Here is a 21,060-nt window from a genome sequence, read left to right on the forward strand (position 1 = left end):
TTGGCAAGGGGGAGTGCCGTTTTTTTGGTGCGCTAACGTCGGGTCACGCGGGCGGTGCTGCCGGGATGGGCAAAGCGTGGTAGGTCGCTTCATCCAGAAGATGAAACGACAGCGGGCCGCCCATGAGGTCGGGGTCTTCGGTCTTGAAGGTCTGCGTGGCCTGCGCCAGGGCGGCGCGCAGGGGCGCCGGGTCGTTGCCCTTGGCGGTGATGAGCGGCAATCCCGGGGAGACGGGGCTGGCCCCATCGACGATGACACGCTGCGCGTTCGGATCGCAGCGTTCGAGGATGCGCCAGGTGATGGCGTCGATCATGGCCGCATCGGCGCGGCCTTCGGCAACGGCGGCGAGAGAGGCGGAATGCGCGCCGGTCTCGATATGGTTCTTGACGTTGGTTAACGCGGGGTGGCCTCGGGTCACGGCCCAGCCAGACTGGCTGATCGGTTCGTTGTAGGCGAGGGTCGTGATCTCGCGGGCGTCAGGGTGGCGGATGAGTCTTGAGAAATAGTAACCGCCCGGTTCGGTGACGAAATGGCCGAGCGTGCCGACATAGGTCACGCGATCTTTCAGCACGGTCCGAAAGGGCAGGGAACAGGTGGCTGAGAGTATCAGGTCATAGCGCAGCCAGTGGTCGGTCCATCGGCTTGGGATGTCCTCGGGCGGCGTCAGGTCGGGAAGGTCAGGCAGCGCGTCCTGCACATGCCGCCAGAAGCCGCGCCACAGATGCGCGTTCTCGGGACGCCAGTACATCGGGAGGCTGGCGATCATCCCTGTTTTTCAACCCTTTGCCGGGCCATGGCGCTTTCGACATCTGTGATACCAAGGAGGTTCGTCACCAAACGCAGCAGGGCGTTTTCGCGGTCGTCGCGCGCATCGTCGGCAAGGACCACGGTCCAGAGCGCCTCGATCACCGCGATGCGGTCGGCGTGGGGCACGGCGTCCTTGATAGCACGGGTGAACCGGACAGTGTCGGGGGCCTCGGCCTCCAGCGCTTCGGCCTGTTTACGAAGATCTTGGGTTTCTGAAGCGGTCAGCCCGTAGCGCGTGGTGATGATGCGGTCGATGCGCTCTGCTTCGATCGGGTCAAAGTGGCCGTCGGCACGGGCGACGCGCACCAGCAGCGCGGTGAGGGCAAGCCGCGCGTCGCCGTCGGCCATCTGGTCGGGCTGCGGGGCGGTGAGGCGGCGGAGAAAATCTGCGAACATGGGTTTGTTATAGCGTCTTCTGCCGTGCTTCCAAGGTGGTTGATTTTCCCTGTGGAGTCAGGGGATTGCCGCCGATGCACGGGCCTCTTCGGAGTCGGCGGTTTCGACGCCCAGATGGGTTTCGATCAGGTCGACCAGCGCCTGTTCGCGGTCGTCGGTGATGCCGTCGGCGAGGGCGACTTTCCAGAGGGCCTGGGCGGCCTGGAGGCGGTGGGCGTAGTCGACGTGGTCGCGAATCAGGTCGGCGAGGGATTCGCTATCGCCCGCAGCCTCGGAGAGGCGTTCGCACATGGCGCGCATCTTGGCCGCCTCGACCGCGTTCACGCCGTTCCATTCGCGCAGAATCCGGTCGATTTGTTCAATTTCCTCAAAGAGGTAGGCCCGGTCCACCTGTGCCACGCGAACCAGCAGCGTGCCAAGCGCATACTTGGCGTCCATCTCGGGTAGGGGGGCCTGTTTGGGGGTCTTGGTCTGGAATAGGTGCGACAGGCGTTCGAACATGGTTTCCCCCTTCTGTTAACCCTTACAATAGGCTGCGGGACGGTCCCTGCTCAGGAATTTTTGCGCGAAAACAGGGTTTTCGTGAGGTGTTGCAGTTCGGTCTCCAACCCCCAGGGCGGGTTGATGGTGAAGAGGCCCGAGCCTACCATGCGATGCCCTTCGCGGGCGGGGGGGAAGCTGACCTCGTGGCGCAGACCTTCGGGGTGATCGGCCTGAAGCGTTTTCAGCATCGGCACATGCGGTGCGTCGGTGAGAATCGGATACCAGATCATGATGATGCCGACGTTCCATTTCCGCGCGATGGCGGCGACGGTCTTTGGCAGGGTGACGTAGTCGGCCTTCACCTCCCAACTGGGGTCGATCAGCAGCATGCCGCGACGCGGGTCCGGTGGCGTCAGCGACACCGTCATGTCATAGCCATCCTGTTGATGCACATGGACATTCCGCCCGCGCAGGTTGGCGCGCAGGGCGGCGTGCTCCTGCGGGTGCAGCTCGGCCAGATGCAGGCGGTCGGTGTCGCGCAGCAGGGTTTTCGCGATCAGCGGAGAGCCGGGATAGGCAGTGGCGCCGTGCTGTGTGCGGACGGCGTCGATGGTGGTGCGGTAAGGATGATCGGCGGCAAGCCGGTCGAGCAGCTTTGCGATGCCCTGTGCGGCCTCGCCGGTTTTCAGCGCCGCCTCGCCCGAAAGGTCATAGAGGGCGCGACCGGCGTGTGTCTCCAAGTAGCTGATCGGTTTGGGTTTTTGCGTCAGATAGGCAAGCGTCCAGGCAAGCGCTGCGTGCTTGTGGACATCGGCCAGGTTCCCGGCATGGAAGGCGTGCTGATAGCTTAACATGTGCCTTGGGTAAGGCGCGGGGGACGCGCCGACAAGAGGTCTTTGGGGCTCCGGATCTGGCGACAATGGGGATTGCATAAACCGATTGTTGACCGTGCAAAATCGCATTTCTGCAACCTTGGGGTTGTTGCGGATGCAGCATCAGTGCCCGGATTTCGCCACGATCCATTGTCAACTTGGCGACAGAGAGCAAAAGAGGCAGACAATCATGTTCAAGAAAATCATCGACATTACAGTGTGTTCGGCTTTGGTGCTGGGGTTCACCGCTGGTGGCGTGAAGTCCCTGACACGGCACGAGATGCACACGCTGGGCGCGTATATGATTACCTCGGTCGGGTTCCTGTGCGAAGACGTGGTGGGCATGAAGCCGGGCGATGCCGAGGACGTGTTCGAGGTCCGCTGTCAGGCGATTGGCGCGCGGCTGGCCTATACGATCAACGCCCGGACGGGCGAGGTGTGGCGCGGGTGATGGGGTATTCGGGCCGGTGGTACGGGGCGCGTTAAGATTAACCGTTTTCCGAGCCGCGTTAACCCGCCGGAAACAGGCAGAATCCATGCGGAAAGTATGCACAAACCATGCATACGCGATGTGCGTGGTTTGGGGCCGGGACCGGGGTTAACGGGGCGTGCGGTTGGGTGAGGGGGTGTTGAGGATTGGCGCGGACGCGGTGGCTTGGAAGCACCTTGGCGAGTCGGGGGCGTTTATGGCACAATCTGGCAATGAAGATCGTGACCCTCAATCTTGATGACGCAGATTATGCACGGCTTGCGGCGGAAGCGGAAACGCTCGGCCTGAGCCTTGAAGAGATGATGCGCGGGCGGTTGCTGGGCGAAGAAGCCGCCGTTGCGGCTCTCGGGGCGGTATTGCGTCCCCGGATCGACGGAGCAGAGCAGCGCGTGACAGGGCGCAGCGTGACCGAGGTCGCGGCACTGGCGCGGGCCGGGTTCAAGGCGTGACCTATCGCCTGACGGTCGAGGCCGAGGCGGATCTGATCGACATATGGCAGTACACGGCACGCACTTAGGGGCTGGCGCAGGCAGACACGTATCTGGCGGATTTCGAGGCGTGTTTCGGCGGATTGCAGGGCGTGCCCGGACGGCGGTGGCCAGAGATCGATAAGCGTTTGCGTTCTGTCCGGTGCCGGGAGCACGTGGTGTTCTGGCTCGAAACAGGCGCGCCGCTGGTCGTGGCAGTACTGCACGGGCGGATGGACTTGATGGTGCGGTTGCGCGGAAGGCTTTGAGGCGAACAGCTTCTTTGCCAAGACTTGAACACAAAAGAAAAGGCGCCCAGTTTGGGCGCCTTTTCTTAGACCAGCCGCGATACCTCTTTCGCCGCCCGAACAAAATCCCGGAACAAGGGGTGCGGCTCGAAGGGTTTCGACTTCAGTTCCGGGTGGAACTGGACGCCGATGAACCACGGGTGGTCGGGCCATTCGACGATCTCGGGCAGTTTGCCGTCGGGCGACATGCCGGAGAAGGCGAGACCGCATTTTTCCAGCGGTTCCTTGTACTTGGTGTCCACCTCGTAGCGGTGACGGTGGCGTTCGTCGATGGTGGTCTTGCCGTAGATCTGGGCCACGCGGGAGCCTTCCTTCAGCACCGCGTCATAGGCGCCCAGGCGCATGGTGCCGCCCTTGGCGTCGTCGGGGCGGCGGTTGACCTTCTCGTTGCCCTGCACCCATTCCTTGAGGTGGTAAACCACCGGCTCGAAACGCTTTTCCCCGGCCTCGTGGTCGAATTCCTCGGAGCCTGCCTTTTTCAGGCCGGCGACGTTGCGGGCGGCTTCGATCACGGCCATCTGCATCCCGAGGCAGATGCCCAGGTAGGGAATCTTGTGCTCGCGGGCGTATTTGGCGGCCTTGATCTTGCCCTCGGTGCCGCGTTCGCCAAAGCCGCCGGGTACGAGGATGGCGTCGTATTTTTCGAGGTGCGGCGCGGGATCTTCGCGGTCGAAGAGCTCGGCGTCGACCCATTCGATGTTGACCTTCACCCGGTTGGCCATGCCGCCGTGGGTCAGGGCCTCGGCGATGGATTTGTAGGCGTCTTCGAGCTGGGTGTATTTGCCGACGATGGCGACGGTGACTTCGCCCTCGGGGTTGAAGACGCGGTCGGAGACGTCTTCCCACTTCGCAAGGTTCGGGCGCGGGGCCGGGGTGATGCCGAAGGCGTCGAGGACGGCTTGGTCCATGCCTTCGCGGTGGTAGGCAATGGGGGCCTCGTAGATGGATTTCAGGTCCTGCGCGGCGATCACGGAATCGGGGCGGACGTTGCAGAAGAGGGCGAGTTTCTCGCGTTCTTTCTGGGGGATCGGCCCTTCGGAGCGGCAGACGAGGATGTCGGGGGCGAGGCCGATGGAGCGCAGTTCCTTCACCGAGTGCTGGGTCGGCTTGGTTTTCAGTTCGCCCGAGGCCTTGATGTAGGGGAGCAGCGTGAGGTGCATGAAGATGCACTGGCCGCGCGGCTTGTCCTGGGCGAACTGGCGGATTGCCTCGAAGAAGGGCAGGCCCTCGATGTCGCCCACGGTACCGCCGATCTCGCAGAGCATGAAGTCGACCTCATCCTCGCCGATCGAGATGAAGTCCTTGATTTCATTGGTGACGTGCGGGATCACCTGGATGGTCTTGCCGAGGTAGTCGCCGCGGCGCTCTTTCTCCAGAACGTTGGTGTAGATGCGGCCGGACGAGATGGAATCGGTCTTGCGCGCGGGGACACCGGTGAAGCGTTCGTAATGGCCAAGGTCGAGGTCGGTTTCCGCGCCGTCATCGGTGACGAAGACCTCGCCATGCTCGAAGGGCGACATGGTGCCGGGGTCGACGTTCAGGTAGGGGTCGAGCTTGCGCAGGCGGACCGAGTATCCGCGCGCCTGAAGCAGCGCGCCGAGGGCGGCGGAGGCCAGGCCCTTGCCCAGCGAAGAAACCACACCACCCGTAATAAAGATGAAACGCGCCATCAGGAAACCCCGTGTCTTTGCCTGTATTCCGGTCTTTTCGATTGTGCCCGACCGGGCGAGCAAGCCGTCGGACAGGCGGCTTTTACCGCATGTGTCGACGGCTGCAACACGGGATTTGGCTAATAGCGGATTCGGGCTGAAAAGTCCAGACGACCGCAAGATGATGCGGGGCGCCGCCGTGCTATCACCAAGAGTTTGTGGAACATTTTACAAGGGGTGGATTTGCCGACTGGCGCGCCGGTCGCCCTGGGGCGATGCTGCCCTGGGCCGTGCGGATTTGAGGCGGCCTTGAGCACAGAATTTCATGAAGACCTTTGAGGGGAGAGACGACCATGGGCGAGAGCGTCACGATGTCCTTTGAATTTTACGATCGTGGGGTGGGGAGGCAGGGCGCGGCGCGGATGCCGCTCGGTTCGGATGGGGAACTGGTGCAGGGCGATATCGGAGACAATCCGTCACGCGATGCGATTCCCTTGCGGGATGCCACGTTGGGGACGTTGCAGGCGGAGCAGTTGGACGGGGCGGAGGATGGATTCGATTTCGCCGCGGGTGCCGGGGAGGAGGCTGCGCGGGGTGGCGAGAATGAATGGCGCTATGTCCCGGTGCGGCGCGCGGTTGACGTGGAAGACCGCGACGCCATCGGATTTGGCGCGGATGCGGCAGAGCCGCAGCCCATCCTGCCCACCGAGGAATTATCCGGAAACTACAACTGGGACTGAACGGTGGCGCAGGCCCCAGTCGGGTAAAAAGCTGTCCGAAACGAAAAAGGCGGCCCCGGAGGCCGCCTTTGCGATGGTCTGTGCTGGGGCTCAGTCCGCCTTGGGCGTGAGCGGCGCGTCGGTGCCGCCTGCCGACGGGGGCGGCAGCAGGTCGTCGACGTTCAGGTCCGCGCCCGGCACGGCGGGGGCGTCCGACTGCGTTTGCGCGCCGGTCGGGGCGAGACGGTCGAGGATCGAGGAGCCTGCGGAGTTCTGTGCGGCAAAGATGGTCAGCGTGATCGAAGTCACGATGAAGGCCACGGCGAGGATCCATGTCAGCTTTGCCATGGGCGTGGTCGCCGCGCGCGCACCGGCGGGGCCACCGCCGCCACCCATGCCGAGACCGCCGCCTTCGTTGCGCTGAAGCAGCACGGCACCGATCAGGCCGAGGGCAAGGAGGAGGTGGACGATGAGGACGACGTTCTGCATGAGGCCTGCACAATCTTTGCGAATTCTGCGGCTATGTAGGGGAAGCGGGCACAGGACGCAAGGCGGCTGTGCTGCGCAAGGCAAAAGGAGGCGGTATGTCCGGTTTCATGGTGGAGCGGTTGCTGACACTGGCGGGGATCGCCCTTGCGGTCTGGGCGGTCCCGGTGCTGATGCTTTGGCTGGCGGGGCGGCGGCACTGGGTTTGGCTGGCGGTGGGCCTTTTGGCGGTGGCGCTGCCTTGGGGCTACGCGGGGATCGGCGGAGACCATGCGTGGGGGCGTCGTGGCGGCGGGCCGGTGGACTTAGAGGATGCGGTGCTGTCGCTGCTATTCCTGCCGGCCAGTGTGGTGCTGGTGGTGCTGGACGGGCTTCTCGAAATGCGGATGTGGCCGGGGGCGCTGATGGCGCTGGGGTTGCTGATCGGCGGCGTGCTCGTGTTGCGGAAGCTGTCGGTGGGGCCGCGCATTGTCGCCTTACCCGTGCTGGCGATCCTGTTGTGGGAGGTTCCGGTGGCGCTTCAGGGGGCTATCTTCGCCCAGCGGCAAGAGGAGCGGGCGGAAGCGCTGGGGCTGGAAATCACGGAGTTGCGGTCGTTCCGGGACAGCTGGGTCGCATACGGCATGTTCGGTGGGTCAAGAGCACGGCATGGCACGGCTGAGGGGGATGGCGGCCATTGGGTCTGGAGCTACCGGGAAGTGGATTGGGTGCGGTGGTACTAGGTGGGTGATGGGTCGGCGGGTCGGCGGCGGCTCTGTTCCGGCTGCGCCGGAAAGCGCCCGCCCACCGACCCTTTGGGTCCATCGTCCCGGGGGAGTGCCCTATTCCTCGACGTCGTCGGTATCCACCTGGCCAGAGATGGCGCGACGGATGATCGACCAGCTCATGCCGATTCCCAGCACCAGCGATCCGGCGAAGAGCCCGAGCCACGCCAGCAGGCCTGGGTCGGACAGGGAGATCAGGCCGAAGTCGGTGGCGACCCAGAGCAGCGCGGCAAAGAGGGCGAGCACGAACAGCATCCCGCCAAGGCCGATGCTGCGCACCGTTGCGCGCAGGTAGATGACGTAGCCCGCCAGCAGGATCAGCCCGGTGAGGGTGATGATCGACTTGGCATCGGTCCAATGGTGCTGCGCCGCGCGCGTCCAGTTCCAGACGGTCGGGTTCCACGTGGCGGCGAGAAGGAGGAAGGCAAACAGCCAGCGCAGCAGGAAGGACATGGGGGACTCCTTTGAATTTGTCCCTAGGTGGGGTTTTGACGCGGGGCTGTCCAGCATTTTGCGGTTTCGCTGTCGCGCGGGCGTCGTTATACGGGCGCGGGTTTGAACCTCCGAAAGGACCTATGGATATGGCAAACGTCGTGGTTGTCGGCGCCCAGTGGGGCGATGAAGGCAAAGGCAAGATCGTGGACTGGCTGTCGGAACGGGCCGACGTGATCTGCCGATTCCAGGGCGGCCATAACGCGGGGCATACGCTGGTGATCGACGGCAAGGTCTACAAGCTGAACGCGCTGCCGTCGGGCGTGGTGCGCGGCGGCAAGCTGTCGGTGATCGGCAACGGCGTGGTGCTGGATCCGTGGCACCTTGTGTCGGAGATCGCCAAGATCCGCGAACAGGGTGTGGAGATCACGCCCGAGACGCTGATGATCGCGGAAAACACGCCGCTGATCCTGCCGATCCATGGCGAGCTGGACCGGGCGCGCGAAGAGGCGGCCTCGAAGGGGACGAAGATCGGCACCACGGGCCGCGGCATCGGCCCGGCCTACGAGGACAAGGTGGGCCGTCGCGCGGTGCGCGTGGCCGATCTGGCGGACCCGGCGACGCTGGAGGCGCGGGTGGACCGCGCGTTGCAGCACCATGACCCGCTGCGCAAGGGTCTGGGGATCGAGCCGGTCGACCGCGAGAAGCTGATCGCGCAGCTGCGCGAGATCGCGGTGGAGATCCTGCCCTATGCCGCTCCGGTCTGGAAGGTGCTGAACGAGAAGCGCAAGGCGGGCTCGCGCATCCTGTTCGAAGGCGCGCAGGGGTCGTTGCTGGACATCGACTTTGGCACCTATCCGTTCGTGACCTCGTCGAACGTGATTGCCGGGCAGGCGGCGACGGGCACGGGCATCGGGCCGGGCGCGATCGACTACGTGCTGGGGATCGTGAAGGCCTATACCACGCGCGTGGGCGAGGGTCCGTTCCCGACCGAGCTGGACGATGCGGATGGCGAGCGTCTGGGCACGCGCGGCCATGAGTTCGGCACCGTGACGGGCCGCAAGCGCCGTTGTGGCTGGTTCGATGCGGCGCTGGTGCGGCAGACCTGCGCGACCTCGGGCGTGAACGGGATTTCGCTGACGAAGCTGGACGTTCTGGACGGCTTCGAGACGCTGAAGATCTGCGTGGGCTACGAGCTGGACGGTCGGCAGCTGGACTACCTGCCGTTTGCCTCGGAAGAGCAGGCGCGTTGCACGCCGGTCTACGAGGAGATGGAAGGCTGGTCGGAGTCGACCGAAGGCGCGCGGTCCTGGGCAGACCTCCCGGCGGCGGCGGTGAAATACGTCCGCCGCGTCGAGGAACTGATCGGCTGCCCGGTGGCGCTGCTGTCGACCTCGCCGGAGCGCGACGACACGATCCTCGTCACCGACCCGTTTGCTGACTGATGGCCCAGAAAAAGGGATTGTCGTACAAAGCGCGTCGGCGGCTGTCGCTGCTGGTGCTGGTGGTGGGGCTGCCGGTGTATATCGGGCTGGCTCTGTACATCATCAGCCTGTTCGAGCGGCCGCCGATCTGGCTGGAGTTCATCATCTACGTCGTGCTGGGCGTGTTGTGGATGCTGCCGCTGAAGGCGGTATTCAAGGGGGTCGGGCAGGCCGATCCGGATGCCGACCCGATCCGCTACGAGGACGACGGTTTGAAATGAATGCACGGCTCCCTTCGGGGGGCCGTTTTCGTTTCGGTCGTCTGCGCTGGTCGGGGGCGGCACTGTTTCGGCTGCGCCGAAAGGCGCCCGCCCGCCGACCCGTGTTGTGCTGACAGTTCCTGACGGCATTCCGTGACAGGCTGTCCCGAGCTTTGGCGCAGGGGAGGCCAAATTGAGAGATCTGTTCGAGCAAGGGTCCGAGGGTGAGGCGCCGACTTTGGCGCAACTGCCGCTGGCTCTGGGGGCGCGGTGCTGGATCGCCGTGGCTTCGGCGGAGCATGTGGCGCGCGGGTGCCGCGAGGGATTCATGCAGGTCTGTCATGGCAAGGGCGGACCGCTGCGGCGGATGCGGCCCGGTGATGGCGTCGCGTATTGTTCACCGACGCGGCTGTTTCGGGGAAGCGGCAAGTTGCAGGCCTTCACCGCCTTGGGGCGGTTGCGCGAGCGCGAGCCCTATCAGGTGACGCAGGCGGAGGGGTTTCATCCGCGGCGCCGGGACGTGGCGTGGAGCGCGGCCCGCGTGGCAGCGATTGCGCCCTTGTTGGAGCAGTTTGCGTTCACGCGGGGGCAGAAGGCCTGGGGCTACAGGTTCCGCGTTGGCCTGTTCGAGGTGTCGCGGGCGGATTTCAGCTGCATCGCCGGGGTGATGGGGGTTCAGGCATGACAAGTGGGTGCAAAAACAAACGGCACCCGCGTGGGGTGCCGTTTGATTTATTGTAACGTCTGATTTCAACCGGCGGCGCGGTCGGGCTTGAAGCTGATCCGGTCGGAGGCGGTGAATCGGCCCCCGGCGGTCTTCTTGATCTTGCCCTCGCGCAACAGCTGGCCAAAGCTGCGCAGCCGGTCCTCGCGTGAGCTTTCTGTGGCCTCGGCCTGACGCACTGTGGACATCAGCTGCGGGCGCGAAAACTGGTCGCGGCCCTCGACGTAGGCCATGTAGGCGGCGGCGGCTTCGAGCAGCTCGGGCAGCTCTGTGGCGCCGACCTGCTCGGCATAGGCGACGAAGCCTGCGCCGTCGCCGTCGATCGGCGTGACCTCGGCTTCGCGGGGGGCGATTTCGGCCACGCGGGAGACGCGGCGCGGGCGCACCGGAACCGTGCGGGGCAGATCCGACGGTGCCTTTGCGTGGTCACCGGCGACGCGCTGTTCGGCCACCAGTTTCAGCGGCGCAGGGCGCGGCGCCGGTTCGCTGGGCCGTTCGGTGCGGTGATCGGCAGGCGCCTGCGGGCGGCGCGGGCGCACCACGCTGGCGAGGTCCTCGCGGTAGGGTTCCTGCTCTTCGGCGGCGTTGGCCTTGCGGCCCAGCAGGCGGTCAGCCTTGGTCGCGGCCACGGCGGCGCGCAGATGCGCAATCGCGGTGCGGCGGCGGTTGCCCTCGGGCTCGTCCATCTCGGTGTCGGTCTGCTCCATCAGGCGCGAGGTGTCGTCATCCTCGACCTCGCGTTCGGTCAGCATGACGCGGGCCGGGCTGGCCAGTTTCACCGTCTTGCGGGCCGAGTCGCGGATCATCGCTTCGAGCGGGTCTTCCTCGTCCTCGTCGTCCTCGTCGCTGTCGACATGGGCGGGCTGGCCGAGTTCGCCTGCCGCGCGGGAGTCGATGGCGTCGAGGTCGGTGGGCCAGCGCGAGGTCTCTGCAGCCTCGGGGATCACCGGGTTGTCGAGGCGCAGCGGCGCCGGGGCCGAGAGAAGGTCGTCATCCTCATCGTCCTCGTCGTCGTCGTAGTAGGATTCGTCACCCCAACCGTTGGCGCGGGCACGAGCGACGAAGTCGTCCTCGTCTTCGTCCTCGTCGTCCCAATCCCCGGCCTCGGCCTGAACCGGAGCGGGCTGGGCCTCGTCCTCGTCGGTCCAGGCGTCGAATTCGCCGCTGAGTTCGGCCTTCACGGCGGCGAGTTCGCGGGCGAGTTCATCCTCTTCCTCGGGGGAGAGGGTGCTTTCGTCGGCCATCGGGACGGCAGCGGGGGCGACGTCGGAGGCCTGCGCGGCTGTGCCGAAGTCGTCCTCGTCCTCGTCGTCGATCTCTTCGAGCTGGCCCTGTTCCACGGCGCGCAGGAAGTCGGCGCGCTTTACCTTGACCACACGGGCGCGCAGCGGGGCGGGGGTAGGCTGGGCGGTGTCGTCGGCTTCGGACAGATCTTCGTGCGCTTCGTCCTCGGCGAAGACGTTGTCCAGAGCGGACGCGGCGCGCGGGAGGTCATGTGCGTCGGCGTCGAAGTCGTCTTCGGCTGTGTCATCTTCGGCGACGTCTTCCATGGTATCCTGTGCCGCCTCGGTTTCGAGGAGGTCGTCCTCGAAGTCCTCGTCAGCGACGGCGTCCATGTCCTCGGCGGCAATGTCGCCTTCGGCATAGGCGGCGGCGATGTCCTCGACCGAGTCGTCGTCTTCCCAGTCGTCGCCGTCCTCGGCGGTTTCCCAGGTCGACGATGCTGCGGCGGCGATCACCGGTTCCTCGTCTGCTTCGGCGTCTTCGGCGTCGTCCTGATACAGGGCTTCGCCGCCCAGCAGGCTGGCGATACTGTCGGAGAGCTCGGTGTCGCTGACGGTTTCGGTGGCGATGGTGGTCTCGGGCAGGTCGAGCGTGGCTGCGGACACGTCGGGTTGATCGTCCTGATCGCCGCGCAATTCGCCCAAAAGCGCGTCGAGCGCGTCGTCGTCGACCTCGTCGCCTTCGGCGTCGTCGCGGAAGAGCGACTCGGGCAAGGGCGTGGCGGCAGCGGCGGCGGTCGCTCCGGCAGTCACCGCTGCAGCTGCGGCTGCCAGTTTGGCCGCGTCACGCTTGTCCTCGGTCTCTTCGGTATCGTCGGCCTCTGCCTCGGCGGCGTTGGAGGCGACGACGGCGCGGATGCGGTCAAGCTTGGCCGCGACGCTTTCAGGGTTGGAGGGCCGCGGAGCAGGCGCGGGCACCTCCTCGGCGACCGGGGTCACCGTATGGGGGATGTCTTGGGTCGCCGGTGCAATGGGGGCTGCGACGGGCTGGGTCGCCACGGCGATCTCGACCTCGGCGGAGTCGAGGGCCACGTCGTCGACAGCGACCTCGGTCAGGACAGCGGTCGCCTCGATGGTGTCGTCGTCGGGCAGCTCGACGGCGGGAGTCGTTTCGGGCGACGTGGGCTCGGCGGGGCGGGCACGGGTCGGTCCGGCGGCCAGCGCGGCAGCGAGCGCACCGGAGGATGCGGCGCCCGTGGCCTTGCCCAGCGTCAGGGTGCCGTGGTCGGTGGAGGTCTGCGCGATATGGGCGCGCATCATCTCGTTCGCCATTTCAGCGTCGAATTGCGGTGGTTCGGCCCCGAAGAATCGGTCATTGCTGACCACGCTTCGGAAGAAGTGCGTCGTTTCCTTGACCACGGCGAGCGGGTCATCGAAACCCTCGGCCGTGCAGGAGAAGGTTCCGTAGGAAACCGTCAGGATCTTGCTCGAACTCACCATCGTGCTGCTCACTTTCGTTCGTTATGCAACAGTGTGTTTACCATGATCACTCGGACCAAAGCTGAACGAATCTGTGCCCGTAAGGGTATCATTTCGTGGCTTGATTGTGATCTGTTTCCCAAAAGGCCATTAATCGGACATGAATAATAAAATTGTTCACAGTGATCTGCCGGTGCTGCTGGTCGGCGGCGGGGCCTTGGATAATGGGGTTCTGGAGGCGGCATTGTCGCGCGCGGGGCTGGTCGTCGCGGCAGATGGTGGCGCTGCGAAGGCACTGGCGGCGGGGCGGATGCCCGATGCGGTGTATGGCGACATGGATTCGCTTTCCCCTGAGTTGCAGGCGCGGCTGGCACCGGGGGTGCTGCGGCCCGTGGCCGAGCAGGATTCGACCGATTTCGACAAATGCTTGCGCCATATCGAGGCACCATTGGTGCTGGGGTACGGCTTTCTCGGGGCACGGCTGGATCACCAGTTGGCGGCCATGACCGTGCTGGCGCGCAGGCCGGACCGGCGCTGCGTGCTGGTGGGGGCAGAGGACGTGGTCTGCGTCTGTCCTGCGGAACTTGAGTTGGACCTGCCCGTGGGGGAGCGGCTTTCGCTGTGGCCGATGGCGGAGGTGACGGGGCGGTCGGAGGGGCTGCGCTGGCCCATCGACGGGATCGTCTTCCGCCCGGACGGGGTAACGGGGACGTCGAACGCGGTCAGCGGGCCGGTCCGGTTGCGGATGGACGCGCCGGGGATGCTGCTTATCCTGCCGGTGGAGCGGCTGGAGGCGCTGGTGTCGGCGCTGGACCACGCGCCGCGATGGCCCGCTCGCGCATGACGATGTAAAGGCCGCTGGCCATGGTCACGGCAATGCCGAGGGTCGCGAGCGGTCCCGGCAGGTCGCGCCAGATCAGCCAGCCGATCAGCGTGGCGGCGGGGATTTCGAGGTACTGCATGGGGGCCAGCGTGCTGGCGGGCGCGTATTTCAGCGCGGCGGCCATGGCAAGATGCGCGCCGCTGCCGACGATCCCCATGAGCGCGATCTGCCCCCAGAGGGCGCGGGCGGGGGTGATCCAGGTGGTCTCGGGCGTGTCAAGCGCCAGAAGCGGCAGGAGCAGGATCAGCGCGAGGGGCGCGGCGATGGCCTGTTGCGCGATCGGGGCGAGGCGGGGGCCAAGCTGGCGGCTGAGCAGCATGTAAAGCGTGAAGGCAAGCGCGAGCGCCACGGGCAGCAGCGCGGTGAGGCCGAATTCGAGGAAGGCCGGTTGCAGCACCATGAGCGTGCCGCCGAAGCCCGCGATGCAGGCGGCGATGCGGTGGGGGCCGACTTCTTCGCCAAGGAAGAGCCAGCCGAGCAGCAGGGCCATGAAGGGCATCACGTAGGTGATGGCGATGAAATCGGCCAGCGGCAGGGCGCGCAGCGACAGCACGACCAGGGCGATGGCGACCACATGCAGGACGGTGCGGGCGCTGAGCAGGGCGAAGGTCGCGGGGGTCATGCGCCAGGATTGTCTCAGCGCGAGGGACAGCGGGATCAGCAGCAGGCCTTGGATGGCGAAGCGCAGGGTGGTGATCTGCCCGATGGAGAGATGCGCGCCCAAGAGCTTGGCCAGCGCATCGCCAAGCGGCGCCGAGAGGCAGACGGCCAGCGTCAGGGCGATGCCGAGGAGGGGGCGGTCGGTGGACATGGTGGCAGGTTAGGCAGGTCCGTGGTCTGGGTCCAGTGTCGGGACGGGGACGGCGCTGTTTGCGCTTTCGCGCAAAGGCGCCCCGCCCTCCGTCCCGCAAAGCCGTCCCGTCAGGCGGGCGGGGCGGGTTGTGCCTCGCGTTCCAAACGGCGCTCGCGGGCGATGGTATAAAGGCCGGAGGCCACGATGATGGCGATGCCGAGGACGGTGAGCGGGGTGGGCAGGTCTCCGAAGGCGATGTAGCCGACGACGGTGGCGCCGACGATCTCGAAATATTGCAGCGAGGAGACGAGGCTGGCCGGGGCCATGCGCAACGAGAAGGTCAGGCAGACGTGGCTGATGGTGGCGATGACGCCGACGCCCGTCAGGGTGACGAGCGCAAAGCCCGTGGGCCAGACCGGGTCGAGGAGCGTGATCCCGGATCCGTCCGCCAGCAGGATCGGCGGCAGGGTCAGCACGGTGGCGGCCAGAGCGGTATGCGCCTGCAACACCAGCGGGTGGGATTTCTGCGACATGGCGCGGGTCAGCAGCATGTAGCAGGAGAAGAGAACGGCAGTGGCCAGCGGCAGCAGGGCGACCGCGCCGAGATCGACGAAGCTGGGGCGGATCACCAGCAGCGCGCCCGCGAAGCCCACCAGCGAGGCAGTGATGCGGCGCCAGCCGATTGTTTCCCCCAGAAAGACCGCGCCCATGAGCGAGACGATGAAGGGCGAGACGAAGAAGATCGCGATGGCATCGGCCAGCGGCATGAACCGCAGGGCGGTGAAGAAACAGTAGGTGGCGAGGATCAGCGCCAGCGCGCGGACGGCGTGGAACGCGCCGTCGCGCATGGTCATGCCATGCGGCAGGCGCATCAACATGACGATCGGATACAGCAGAACGACCTGAATGCCGAAGCGCGCGACGAGGATCTGGGTGACGGGGATCTCGGCGGGGGTGGCCTTGGCGAAGGCGTCCATGACGGGCGCGATGGCGCAGAAGGCCAGCATGAAAAGGATGCCGAGGGTGGTCGAGGATTTCATGTCGGTCTTTCGGTTGCGTCGCGGGGGCTGTCCCCTGCGCAGTCATCCACGGGAGCGCCCGGGATGCACGCCGAAAAGCGACCGTTTGGTCAAAATTCTGCGGGTCAAGGGAGCAGCGACAGCCAGACCCAGGCGGTCAGCACCGAAACCATGGTGGCGATCAGCACACCCGACGCCGCGACGCGCCGCGCCCGGCCGTACATATTGGCAAAGACATAGGTGTTGATGCCCGGCCCCATGGCGGCGGTCAGAACGGCCGAGCGCAGCGCCCCGGTTGACAGGCCCGTGAGGGTGCCGAGGGTAAAGGCAATGGCCGGGTGCAGCACCAGCGAGACGACGCAGATCAGCGCGATGACGCGGAAGTCGCCCTCGGGCTTATAGCGGTAGAGCACGCCGCCCATGCCAAACAGCGCGGCGGGCAGGGCCGAGCGGATCATCAGGTCGAGCGCGTCGGTGATGACCTTCGGGATGTCGAGGTTCATCAGGTTGGCCACGGCCCCCAGCGAGATACCGATCACCAGCGCGTTGCGGAACATGGCCCGCAGCACCTTGGCCGGAAGGTGGCGGTTGGCGACGCCGTCCCGCTGGGCGCGCACGATCTCCATCGCGGTGATGCCGATGCCGTAGCAGATCGGCGAATGCAGGGCGACGATCACGTAGTTGAACTGGAGGGCCTCGGTGCCATAGGCGCGCTCGGTGATGGGCAGGCCCAGCATGACCGAATTGGCGAAGAGGCAGCAAAAGCCGATGGCGACGGCGTCTTCCCAGTCACGTTTGAACAGGTAGCGCCCGCCCAGCAGGCCGACGGTGAAGCCGGTGACGGAGCCGGTGTAAAAGGAGACGATCAGCCATGGGTCGAAGTCCGGGCCGAGGTCCAGTTGCCAGAGCGCGCGAAACAGCAGGCAGGGGATGGCAAAGTTCTGGGTGAACTTCATCAGCCCGTCGACGGCGGACTCGGAGAAGCCGCCCTTCCACGAGGCGAGGTAGCCCGCGCCGATGACGAGGAAGACGGGAAGGATGACGTCGAGGAGGGCTTGCATGGGTCAGGCGCTCCGGGTCGGGTGGCGGCATGCGTGGTCGGGTTGCAAGGGAGTATTTGGACCAAGAAGAAGCACAGGCGCGCGCCTGATTTCTTCTTGGTTCAAATACTCCGGGGAGGGCGCGCCGCAGGCGCGACCGGGGCGGAGCCCCTCAGACCTCATAGCTCAGGACCATGCCGTCGAAGGCGGGGCTAACATGGGCCGGGGTCTCGGCGGCGACGGCGTCGTGGTCGAGGTCGATGTGCATGTTGGTCAGAACGGCGTGCTTCGGGCGGGCGCGCTCGATCCATTCCAGCGCCAGGGCCAGGTGGGCGTGGGTGGGATGCGGCGTGCGGCGCAGCGCGTCGAGGATCCAGCAGTCGAGGTCTTGCAGATGCGCCCAGGCGTCCTCGGGGATTTTCACCACGTCCGGCAGGTAGGCCAGATCGCCGATGCGGAAGCCGAGGGCGTCGATGCTGCCGTGGTTCACCTTGAACGGAGTCAGGGTGATGTCGCCGCCCGCACCGGTGATGGTAAACGGACCAGCGATGGTGTGAAGGTTGAGGATCGGCGGGTAAGGCGAGCCTTCGGGCTGGATAAAGGCATAGCCGAAGCGCGAGATCAGGTCGTTCTGCGTGTCGCCATCAGCCCAGACATTCAGCCGCTCGCGCGTGTTGAAGACGATCTGGCGCAGGTCGTCCAACCCATGAACGTGGTCGGCGTGGGAATGCGTCCAGGCGACCGCGTCGAGATGGGCCACCCCGGCGTCGAGCAGCTGGTCGCGCATGTCGGGCGTGGTGTCGATCAGGACACGGGTGGTGCCGGCCTCGGTTTCACGCTCCACCAGCAGCGAACAACGGCGGCGGCGGTTCTTCGGGTTGGTCGGGTCGCAGACGCCCCAGTGGCCGCCGATGCGGGGTACACCGCCCGAGGAGCCGCAGCCGAGGATGGTGAAACGCAGAGTGCTCATGCGACGCTCTCGGGTGACCAGGCGGCGGCCTTGGCAAAGAGGCGGTCGAAGTTGGCCTCGGTGGCCTTGGCGAAGTCTTCGTAGGAGAGGCCAAAGACCTCGGCCCCCTTCTGTGCAGTGTGGACAACGTAGCCCGGCTCGTTGCGCTTGCCGCGATAGGGCGGGGGCGCGAGGTACGGGCTGTCGGTTTCCACGAGGATGCGGTCGAGGGGCGCGGCGGCAAAGATGTCGCGCACTTCCTGGCTTTTCGGGAAGGTCGCGATGCCGGACATGGACAGGTAGAACCCAAGGTCCAGTGCCGCCCGTGCCAATTCGGGCGAAGACGAGAAACAGTGCATGACACATGTATAGGGCTTGGTGCGGTAGCCTTCGGTCAGGATGCGCGCCATGTCGTCATCCGCCGCGCGGGCGTGGATGATGAGCGGCAGGCCGGTTTCCTGCGCGGCTTCTATATGTGTGCGCAGGCTGGTCTGCTGGATCGCGGCGCTGTCCGCCGTGTAATGGTAGTCGAGACCGGTTTCCCCGATGCCCACCATCTTTGGGTGCTGCGCGACGCGCACCAGATCGTCGACCGAAACCAGTGGCTGGTCGGCGGCGCTCATGGGATGGATGCCGTAGGCGTAGAAGATCGGATCATGCGCCTCGGCGATGGCGCGGACCTTGGGCTCGTTCACCGTCTTGGTACAGATGGTGACCATGCGATGCACGCCCGCATCGAGGGCATTCTGGATCACCTCCTCGCGGCAGTCGTCGAAATCGGGAAAGTCGAGGTGGCAGTGGCTGTCGGTGATGCGCGTGGTCATGCGGTCTCCTTTGTGGGTTTTCTATCTAGAAGGAGCGGGGGCGGGTCAAGGTGATGGCTGGGGCGGGGGCAGAGCTGCGCGCCTGGTGGCATTCTGCAAGGGGCGGTGCTCTGCTGGACCGTTTGGCGCCCTTGGGAATTGTTAGGTGACACATTCTTTTACAGTGATGCCGGAAGAGGGCCGAAGAGGGCGGAAGAACTCGGAAGGTCAATGAAACAAAGGCATTGCGGGGCGTGTGGGTCACCGAGCGGCCCTGGGCGCGTGTTTTGCAGTGGGGCCTGAAACGGGCCGATCTGGCCGGGTGGTGGCCTGTAAGCGCCATTATGTGATGCTGAGAGACCGAGGCACCGAAAGCCCTTTTAACTATGGTTCAAACGGCTGTGAAACAGTGCATGGACGGGCGTTTTCAGGGGCTGACCTAGTCGCGGAACTGGGAAGTGGCGCGTCAACTTGGGTGACGACTTCCCAGAAAGCACTTCGGGCTTTTGAAAACAAAGGGTTGGCAAATCTGACGCTGAGAAATGCGCGGTCCTAACTGGGAAGCGATTTTCCGGCGATCAGGGCGCAGTCGGACGCCCGATGGCGGCGTCGATAGATTGACCGAAAGCCGTGGTCGAGCGGGTCAGAGCGTCCACAGTCTGTTCCAGTTGGCGCACCGAGGCGGCGAGCGTGTCGGCGCCGGTGACGGGATCTGTGAGGGTATCGACCAGGGCGACGGTCAACAGATGGCCGAGGGCGCACGAGACGACGAGCCCCGTCAGGGATGAGACGATCCAAGATGTGTGGCCGAGACCTTGCATGTTTTCCCCTGACGATGTGCCGCATGGCGCAGTGTAGCCGGAACCGGCGGTCGAGCAAGGCTCCGACGCCTTTGAGCTTTGTGGCGTGTCTTGATCGGGGTAAGGTGGATGCAAATCAAGAAATTTCAGGGGCTTGGCATAATGTGCCGCAGGAAAATTGACCGGGGATCGGTGGGCGCGGCTTGGCGGGGTGCCGCAAATCGTGAGCAAAAGAACGGCTTGCGGTGCTGGATAACCGTATAGAGATGAAACTTGAGCAATTGGAGCGGCTTTACGCCGAACGGCGGGCGATCATGCGGGCCTGCATCGAGAAGAACCGCGCCGGTAAGCGGAAGCGGGCGAAGACCAGGACGGCATGAAAAATGGTCTGATCGGAGGCCTGTAATCGACCTTGCCACCTCGTGTGTGTACACTTCCAGCTTCTAAGCTGAGAGGCCCGAACTGGCATGACACAGCGACATCGAAGACATGAATTCGAGGTGCTTCGCGCCAGGCTTGCGCTGATCAAAGAGCGTTTGGCTGAAATGCGCTGTGAAGTGAGGCCTTCGGAACACTTTGGTGATGTGTCAAACACGCATTTCTTGATCAGTCGCACCGCGGAGCTCATGGCCTTGTCGAAGGAGGTCATCGAGGTTTCCCGCCTGGTGTCTGACCTGGTCAGCGCCGAGAGGATCTACCCGCGCCAGGCTGGACAGGGCGCCAACATCTAGAGAGGGCCCCGGATCGACGTCCATGAGTCTGACAGGGTATTGGGATTTGGTCTAAAGCGGGCCTTGACCGAAGTGCGCTGAAGAGCGGGACCCGCAATCGAAGCAGGGGCAGAAGCCGATTGATTTGACGCTGTTAACGTTACGTTAACAAGTGCCTGACTAATCTTCCGCAAAACCATTTAAAAAGGCGGGCAAATTATGGAAAAGCGTTTCATACGTGAGGCTTTGGCGATAGCGGTCTCGTGCGAGGGGCAAGGTTTTGTGGCGACTGCCCAAGCTCTGCGTGATCTGGCGAAGTCAGAGTTGGTCAAGAAGAAACCCGAAGCTCAGGCAGGCACTTCCATCAGTTCCGAGACCTGCTCCGGTTGACGTCGGGCGCGCGGTGAGAAGTCGCCGTTCATGAGCATCTGTCGGATGATGCAGCTGTTCAAATCCGTGGCTGTGCAGTCGATCCTTGCGTTGCCAGTGCAAACACAGGGGCACTTGTATTCAGTCGTCTTCGTCATTTCCCGTTCCTTCGATCCGCCCAAAACCTGCTGTGCGGGCTTTGGCGGCTTGTTGTCCAATCAACTTGGCGGTGAATGGTTAATGCAAGGTAAACCGGAGTCGCGGTTGTACCTTTGAAGGTCGGGTATTTTCTGGATGCACATTTAATGGGCACATATGTGTGCGCGTCAGCAGGAGTAGTCGAACTCGTACTGGCCATCGAGCAGAAGGCGGCCGCCAGTGGGCTTGCAGCCCTTGTTGGCGAGGTAAGCCTCTGCGGCGGGGCGGAACTCGGCCTCTTCCCGCCACTTCTTCTTGGCGAGGCCATAGGTCAGGCCGCGCTTGCTGCCTTCGATCACCCCTTGGTTAATTGATGATGTGATCATCATCTTGCCGGCATCCGTATTGTCGAAGATGCGCCAGCTTTGATCGTGGATTGTGTAGTGCTTCAGGCTATCCTTGTCATACGTGGCCAGGATGTAGCGCATATTGCCTTGCGTCTCAGCGCTGCATCCAGCGACCAGGGCGACGAGAGCGAGTGTTTTCAAAATCTGCATGGTCGAAATCCTTACT

25 protein-coding genes are annotated in these 21,060 nt (G+C 64.8%); 9 read left to right on the plus strand and 16 right to left on the minus strand.

Going from position 1 to position 21,060, the window contains the following annotated elements:
- Window positions 1-43 precede the first annotated feature (43 nt).
- The 4 genes from ACP16H_RS11905 to ACP16H_RS11920 are packed head-to-tail and all read right to left on the minus strand — an operon-like array spanning window position 44 to window position 2,540.
- Window positions 44-766 carry a phosphate/phosphite/phosphonate ABC transporter substrate-binding protein gene (locus ACP16H_RS11905; RefSeq protein ID WP_425072517.1) on the minus strand — a complete coding sequence of 241 codons (723 nt, stop codon included), beginning with the start codon at window positions 764-766 and terminating at the stop codon, window positions 44-46.
- On the minus strand, window positions 763-1,203 hold the full coding sequence (locus ACP16H_RS11910; protein ID WP_425072518.1) for a TerB family tellurite resistance protein: 441 nt from the start codon (window positions 1,201-1,203) through the stop codon (window positions 763-765). The genes ACP16H_RS11905 and ACP16H_RS11910 overlap by 4 nt, the downstream gene beginning before the upstream one ends.
- Window positions 1,204-1,260: 57 nt before the next feature.
- Window positions 1,261-1,704 carry a TerB family tellurite resistance protein gene (locus tag ACP16H_RS11915; protein ID WP_425072519.1) on the minus strand — a complete coding sequence of 148 codons (444 nt, stop codon included), beginning with the start codon at window positions 1,702-1,704 and terminating at the stop codon, window positions 1,261-1,263.
- A gap of 50 nt (window positions 1,705-1,754) precedes the next feature.
- Window positions 1,755-2,540, minus strand: a complete 786-nt coding sequence (locus ACP16H_RS11920) for a 23S rRNA (adenine(2030)-N(6))-methyltransferase RlmJ (RefSeq protein ID WP_425072520.1) — start codon at window positions 2,538-2,540, stop codon at window positions 1,755-1,757.
- Window positions 2,541-2,748: 208 nt separating this feature from the next.
- Here ACP16H_RS11920 and ACP16H_RS11925 point away from each other — a divergent pair, with 208 nt between their 5' ends.
- Entirely contained in the window at window positions 2,749-3,009 is a 261-nt protein-coding gene (locus ACP16H_RS11925; protein ID WP_425072521.1) for a hypothetical protein, read from the plus strand.
- Between the two features lie 251 nt (window positions 3,010-3,260).
- Window positions 3,261-3,497, plus strand: coding sequence for a hypothetical protein (locus tag ACP16H_RS11930; protein ID WP_425072522.1), 237 nt, complete (start codon window positions 3,261-3,263; stop codon window positions 3,495-3,497).
- A 352-nt stretch (window positions 3,498-3,849) separates the two neighbouring features.
- Here the strand turns inward: ACP16H_RS11930 and ACP16H_RS11935 are convergent, their stop codons facing one another.
- The gene (locus ACP16H_RS11935; RefSeq protein WP_425072523.1) at window positions 3,850-5,493 is read right to left on the minus strand and encodes a CTP synthase; all 1,644 of its coding nucleotides are present in this window, start codon (window positions 5,491-5,493) and stop codon (window positions 3,850-3,852) included.
- Window positions 5,494-5,825: 332 nt separating this feature from the next.
- Here ACP16H_RS11935 and ACP16H_RS11940 point away from each other — a divergent pair, with 332 nt between their 5' ends.
- The gene (locus ACP16H_RS11940; RefSeq protein ID WP_425072524.1) at window positions 5,826-6,212 is read left to right on the plus strand and encodes a hypothetical protein; all 387 of its coding nucleotides are present in this window, start codon (window positions 5,826-5,828) and stop codon (window positions 6,210-6,212) included.
- A 90-nt stretch (window positions 6,213-6,302) separates the two neighbouring features.
- Here ACP16H_RS11940 and secG read toward each other — a convergent pair whose 3' ends face one another.
- On the minus strand, window positions 6,303-6,680 hold the full coding sequence (secG, locus tag ACP16H_RS11945; protein WP_425072525.1) for a preprotein translocase subunit SecG: 378 nt from the start codon (window positions 6,678-6,680) through the stop codon (window positions 6,303-6,305).
- Between the two features lie 95 nt (window positions 6,681-6,775).
- On the opposite strand from secG, the gene ACP16H_RS11950 reads away from it, so the two are divergent.
- Complete coding sequence (locus ACP16H_RS11950; protein ID WP_425072526.1) at window positions 6,776-7,399, plus strand: hypothetical protein; 624 nt, start codon at window positions 6,776-6,778, stop codon at window positions 7,397-7,399.
- Window positions 7,400-7,498: 99 nt separating this feature from the next.
- Here ACP16H_RS11950 and ACP16H_RS11955 read toward each other — a convergent pair whose 3' ends face one another.
- Complete coding sequence (locus tag ACP16H_RS11955) at window positions 7,499-7,894, minus strand: DUF6524 family protein (RefSeq protein ID WP_425072527.1); 396 nt, start codon at window positions 7,892-7,894, stop codon at window positions 7,499-7,501.
- 128 nt (window positions 7,895-8,022) lie between these two features.
- Here ACP16H_RS11955 and ACP16H_RS11960 point away from each other — a divergent pair, with 128 nt between their 5' ends.
- The 3 genes from ACP16H_RS11960 (at window position 8,023) to ACP16H_RS11970 (ending at window position 10,242) form a co-directional block, all read left to right on the plus strand.
- Complete coding sequence (locus ACP16H_RS11960; RefSeq protein WP_425072528.1) at window positions 8,023-9,318, plus strand: adenylosuccinate synthase; 1,296 nt, start codon at window positions 8,023-8,025, stop codon at window positions 9,316-9,318.
- Window positions 9,318-9,578, plus strand: a complete 261-nt coding sequence (locus tag ACP16H_RS11965) for a DUF2842 domain-containing protein (protein WP_425072529.1) — start codon at window positions 9,318-9,320, stop codon at window positions 9,576-9,578. Before ACP16H_RS11960 ends, ACP16H_RS11965 begins: the two co-directional genes overlap by 1 nt.
- A gap of 172 nt (window positions 9,579-9,750) precedes the next feature.
- A complete protein-coding gene (locus ACP16H_RS11970) occupies window positions 9,751-10,242 on the plus strand; it encodes an EVE domain-containing protein (protein ID WP_425072530.1) in 492 nt (163 codons plus the stop codon).
- A gap of 65 nt (window positions 10,243-10,307) precedes the next feature.
- Here ACP16H_RS11970 and ACP16H_RS11975 read toward each other — a convergent pair whose 3' ends face one another.
- Complete coding sequence (locus ACP16H_RS11975) at window positions 10,308-13,004, minus strand: hypothetical protein (protein ID WP_425072531.1); 2,697 nt, start codon at window positions 13,002-13,004, stop codon at window positions 10,308-10,310.
- Between the two features lie 139 nt (window positions 13,005-13,143).
- Between ACP16H_RS11975 and ACP16H_RS11980 the strand changes: the two genes are divergently transcribed.
- On the plus strand, window positions 13,144-13,827 hold the full coding sequence (locus ACP16H_RS11980; protein WP_425072532.1) for a thiamine diphosphokinase: 684 nt from the start codon (window positions 13,144-13,146) through the stop codon (window positions 13,825-13,827).
- Here ACP16H_RS11980 and ACP16H_RS11985 read toward each other — a convergent pair.
- The 6 genes from ACP16H_RS11985 to ACP16H_RS12010 form a co-directional block, all read right to left on the minus strand.
- Complete coding sequence (locus tag ACP16H_RS11985) at window positions 13,751-14,677, minus strand: DMT family transporter (protein WP_425072533.1); 927 nt, start codon at window positions 14,675-14,677, stop codon at window positions 13,751-13,753. The two genes, ACP16H_RS11980 and ACP16H_RS11985, sit on opposite strands and share 77 nt — an antisense overlap.
- Before the next feature lie 110 nt (window positions 14,678-14,787).
- Window positions 14,788-15,699 carry a DMT family transporter gene (locus ACP16H_RS11990; RefSeq protein ID WP_425072534.1) on the minus strand — a complete coding sequence of 304 codons (912 nt, stop codon included), beginning with the start codon at window positions 15,697-15,699 and terminating at the stop codon, window positions 14,788-14,790.
- Window positions 15,700-15,803: 104 nt separating this feature from the next.
- Entirely contained in the window at window positions 15,804-16,739 is a 936-nt protein-coding gene (locus tag ACP16H_RS11995; protein WP_425072535.1) for an AEC family transporter, read from the minus strand.
- A gap of 151 nt (window positions 16,740-16,890) precedes the next feature.
- Complete coding sequence (locus ACP16H_RS12000) at window positions 16,891-17,688, minus strand: MBL fold metallo-hydrolase (RefSeq protein ID WP_425072536.1); 798 nt, start codon at window positions 17,686-17,688, stop codon at window positions 16,891-16,893.
- Window positions 17,685-18,491 carry a TatD family hydrolase gene (locus ACP16H_RS12005; RefSeq protein WP_425072537.1) on the minus strand — a complete coding sequence of 269 codons (807 nt, stop codon included), beginning with the start codon at window positions 18,489-18,491 and terminating at the stop codon, window positions 17,685-17,687. Before ACP16H_RS12005 ends, ACP16H_RS12000 begins: the two co-directional genes overlap by 4 nt.
- A 557-nt stretch (window positions 18,492-19,048) precedes the next feature.
- Window positions 19,049-19,291 carry a hypothetical protein gene (locus ACP16H_RS12010; protein WP_425072538.1) on the minus strand — a complete coding sequence of 81 codons (243 nt, stop codon included), beginning with the start codon at window positions 19,289-19,291 and terminating at the stop codon, window positions 19,049-19,051.
- 446 nt (window positions 19,292-19,737) lie between these two features.
- Between ACP16H_RS12010 and ACP16H_RS12015 the strand changes: the two genes are divergently transcribed.
- The gene (locus tag ACP16H_RS12015; protein ID WP_425072539.1) at window positions 19,738-20,001 is read left to right on the plus strand and encodes a hypothetical protein; all 264 of its coding nucleotides are present in this window, start codon (window positions 19,738-19,740) and stop codon (window positions 19,999-20,001) included.
- Between the two features lie 326 nt (window positions 20,002-20,327).
- Here ACP16H_RS12015 and ACP16H_RS12020 read toward each other — a convergent pair whose 3' ends face one another.
- Together ACP16H_RS12020 and ACP16H_RS12025 are read right to left on the minus strand one after the other, a co-directional pair.
- Window positions 20,328-20,507 (minus strand): hypothetical protein, encoded by a 180-nt coding sequence (locus tag ACP16H_RS12020; protein WP_425072540.1) that lies wholly within the window; start codon window positions 20,505-20,507, stop codon window positions 20,328-20,330.
- A 168-nt stretch (window positions 20,508-20,675) separates the two neighbouring features.
- Window positions 20,676-21,044: a hypothetical protein gene (locus ACP16H_RS12025; RefSeq protein ID WP_425072541.1), complete on the minus strand. Its 369-nt coding sequence runs from the start codon at window positions 21,042-21,044 to the stop codon at window positions 20,676-20,678.
- Window positions 21,045-21,060: the final 16 nt, after the last annotated feature.

It is taken from the genome of Sagittula sp. S175 (assembly GCF_049800975.1).
Classification (GTDB): Bacteria; Pseudomonadota; Alphaproteobacteria; order Rhodobacterales; family Rhodobacteraceae; genus Sagittula.

What these genes read in the sequence shown, in the direction of transcription:
- ACP16H_RS11920 (WP_425072520.1), bottom strand. Translation starts at nt 2,540, where the DNA reads ATGTTAAGCTATCAGCACGCCTTCCATGCCGGGAACCTGGCCGATGTC.
- ACP16H_RS11955 (WP_425072527.1), bottom strand. Translation starts at nt 7,894, where the DNA reads ATGTCCTTCCTGCTGCGCTGGCTGTTTGCCTTCCTCCTTCTCGCCGCC.
- ACP16H_RS12000 (WP_425072536.1), bottom strand. Translation starts at nt 17,688, where the DNA reads ATGAGCACTCTGCGTTTCACCATCCTCGGCTGCGGCTCCTCGGGCGGT.
- ACP16H_RS12005 (WP_425072537.1), bottom strand. Translation starts at nt 18,491, where the DNA reads ATGACCACGCGCATCACCGACAGCCACTGCCACCTCGACTTTCCCGAT.
- ACP16H_RS11940 (WP_425072524.1), top strand. Translation starts at nt 5,826, where the DNA reads ATGGGCGAGAGCGTCACGATGTCCTTTGAATTTTACGATCGTGGGGTG.
- ACP16H_RS11995 (WP_425072535.1), bottom strand. Translation starts at nt 16,739, where the DNA reads ATGCAAGCCCTCCTCGACGTCATCCTTCCCGTCTTCCTCGTCATCGGC.
- ACP16H_RS11980 (WP_425072532.1), top strand. Translation starts at nt 13,144, where the DNA reads ATGAATAATAAAATTGTTCACAGTGATCTGCCGGTGCTGCTGGTCGGC.
- ACP16H_RS11905 (WP_425072517.1), bottom strand. Translation starts at nt 766, where the DNA reads ATGATCGCCAGCCTCCCGATGTACTGGCGTCCCGAGAACGCGCATCTG.
- ACP16H_RS11910 (WP_425072518.1), bottom strand. Translation starts at nt 1,203, where the DNA reads ATGTTCGCAGATTTTCTCCGCCGCCTCACCGCCCCGCAGCCCGACCAG.
- ACP16H_RS11960 (WP_425072528.1), top strand. Translation starts at nt 8,023, where the DNA reads ATGGCAAACGTCGTGGTTGTCGGCGCCCAGTGGGGCGATGAAGGCAAA.
- ACP16H_RS11975 (WP_425072531.1), bottom strand. Translation starts at nt 13,004, where the DNA reads ATGGTGAGTTCGAGCAAGATCCTGACGGTTTCCTACGGAACCTTCTCC.
- ACP16H_RS11930 (WP_425072522.1), top strand. Translation starts at nt 3,261, where the DNA reads ATGAAGATCGTGACCCTCAATCTTGATGACGCAGATTATGCACGGCTT.
- ACP16H_RS12020 (WP_425072540.1), bottom strand. Translation starts at nt 20,507, where the DNA reads ATGACGAAGACGACTGAATACAAGTGCCCCTGTGTTTGCACTGGCAAC.
- ACP16H_RS11915 (WP_425072519.1), bottom strand. Translation starts at nt 1,704, where the DNA reads ATGTTCGAACGCCTGTCGCACCTATTCCAGACCAAGACCCCCAAACAG.
- ACP16H_RS11925 (WP_425072521.1), top strand. Translation starts at nt 2,749, where the DNA reads ATGTTCAAGAAAATCATCGACATTACAGTGTGTTCGGCTTTGGTGCTG.
- ACP16H_RS11965 (WP_425072529.1), top strand. Translation starts at nt 9,318, where the DNA reads ATGGCCCAGAAAAAGGGATTGTCGTACAAAGCGCGTCGGCGGCTGTCG.
- secG (WP_425072525.1), bottom strand. Translation starts at nt 6,680, where the DNA reads ATGCAGAACGTCGTCCTCATCGTCCACCTCCTCCTTGCCCTCGGCCTG.
- ACP16H_RS11990 (WP_425072534.1), bottom strand. Translation starts at nt 15,699, where the DNA reads ATGAAATCCTCGACCACCCTCGGCATCCTTTTCATGCTGGCCTTCTGC.
- ACP16H_RS11935 (WP_425072523.1), bottom strand. Translation starts at nt 5,493, where the DNA reads ATGGCGCGTTTCATCTTTATTACGGGTGGTGTGGTTTCTTCGCTGGGC.
- ACP16H_RS12015 (WP_425072539.1), top strand. Translation starts at nt 19,738, where the DNA reads ATGACACAGCGACATCGAAGACATGAATTCGAGGTGCTTCGCGCCAGG.
- ACP16H_RS11985 (WP_425072533.1), bottom strand. Translation starts at nt 14,677, where the DNA reads ATGTCCACCGACCGCCCCCTCCTCGGCATCGCCCTGACGCTGGCCGTC.
- ACP16H_RS12025 (WP_425072541.1), bottom strand. Translation starts at nt 21,044, where the DNA reads ATGCAGATTTTGAAAACACTCGCTCTCGTCGCCCTGGTCGCTGGATGC.
- ACP16H_RS11950 (WP_425072526.1), top strand. Translation starts at nt 6,776, where the DNA reads ATGTCCGGTTTCATGGTGGAGCGGTTGCTGACACTGGCGGGGATCGCC.
- ACP16H_RS12010 (WP_425072538.1), bottom strand. Translation starts at nt 19,291, where the DNA reads ATGCAAGGTCTCGGCCACACATCTTGGATCGTCTCATCCCTGACGGGG.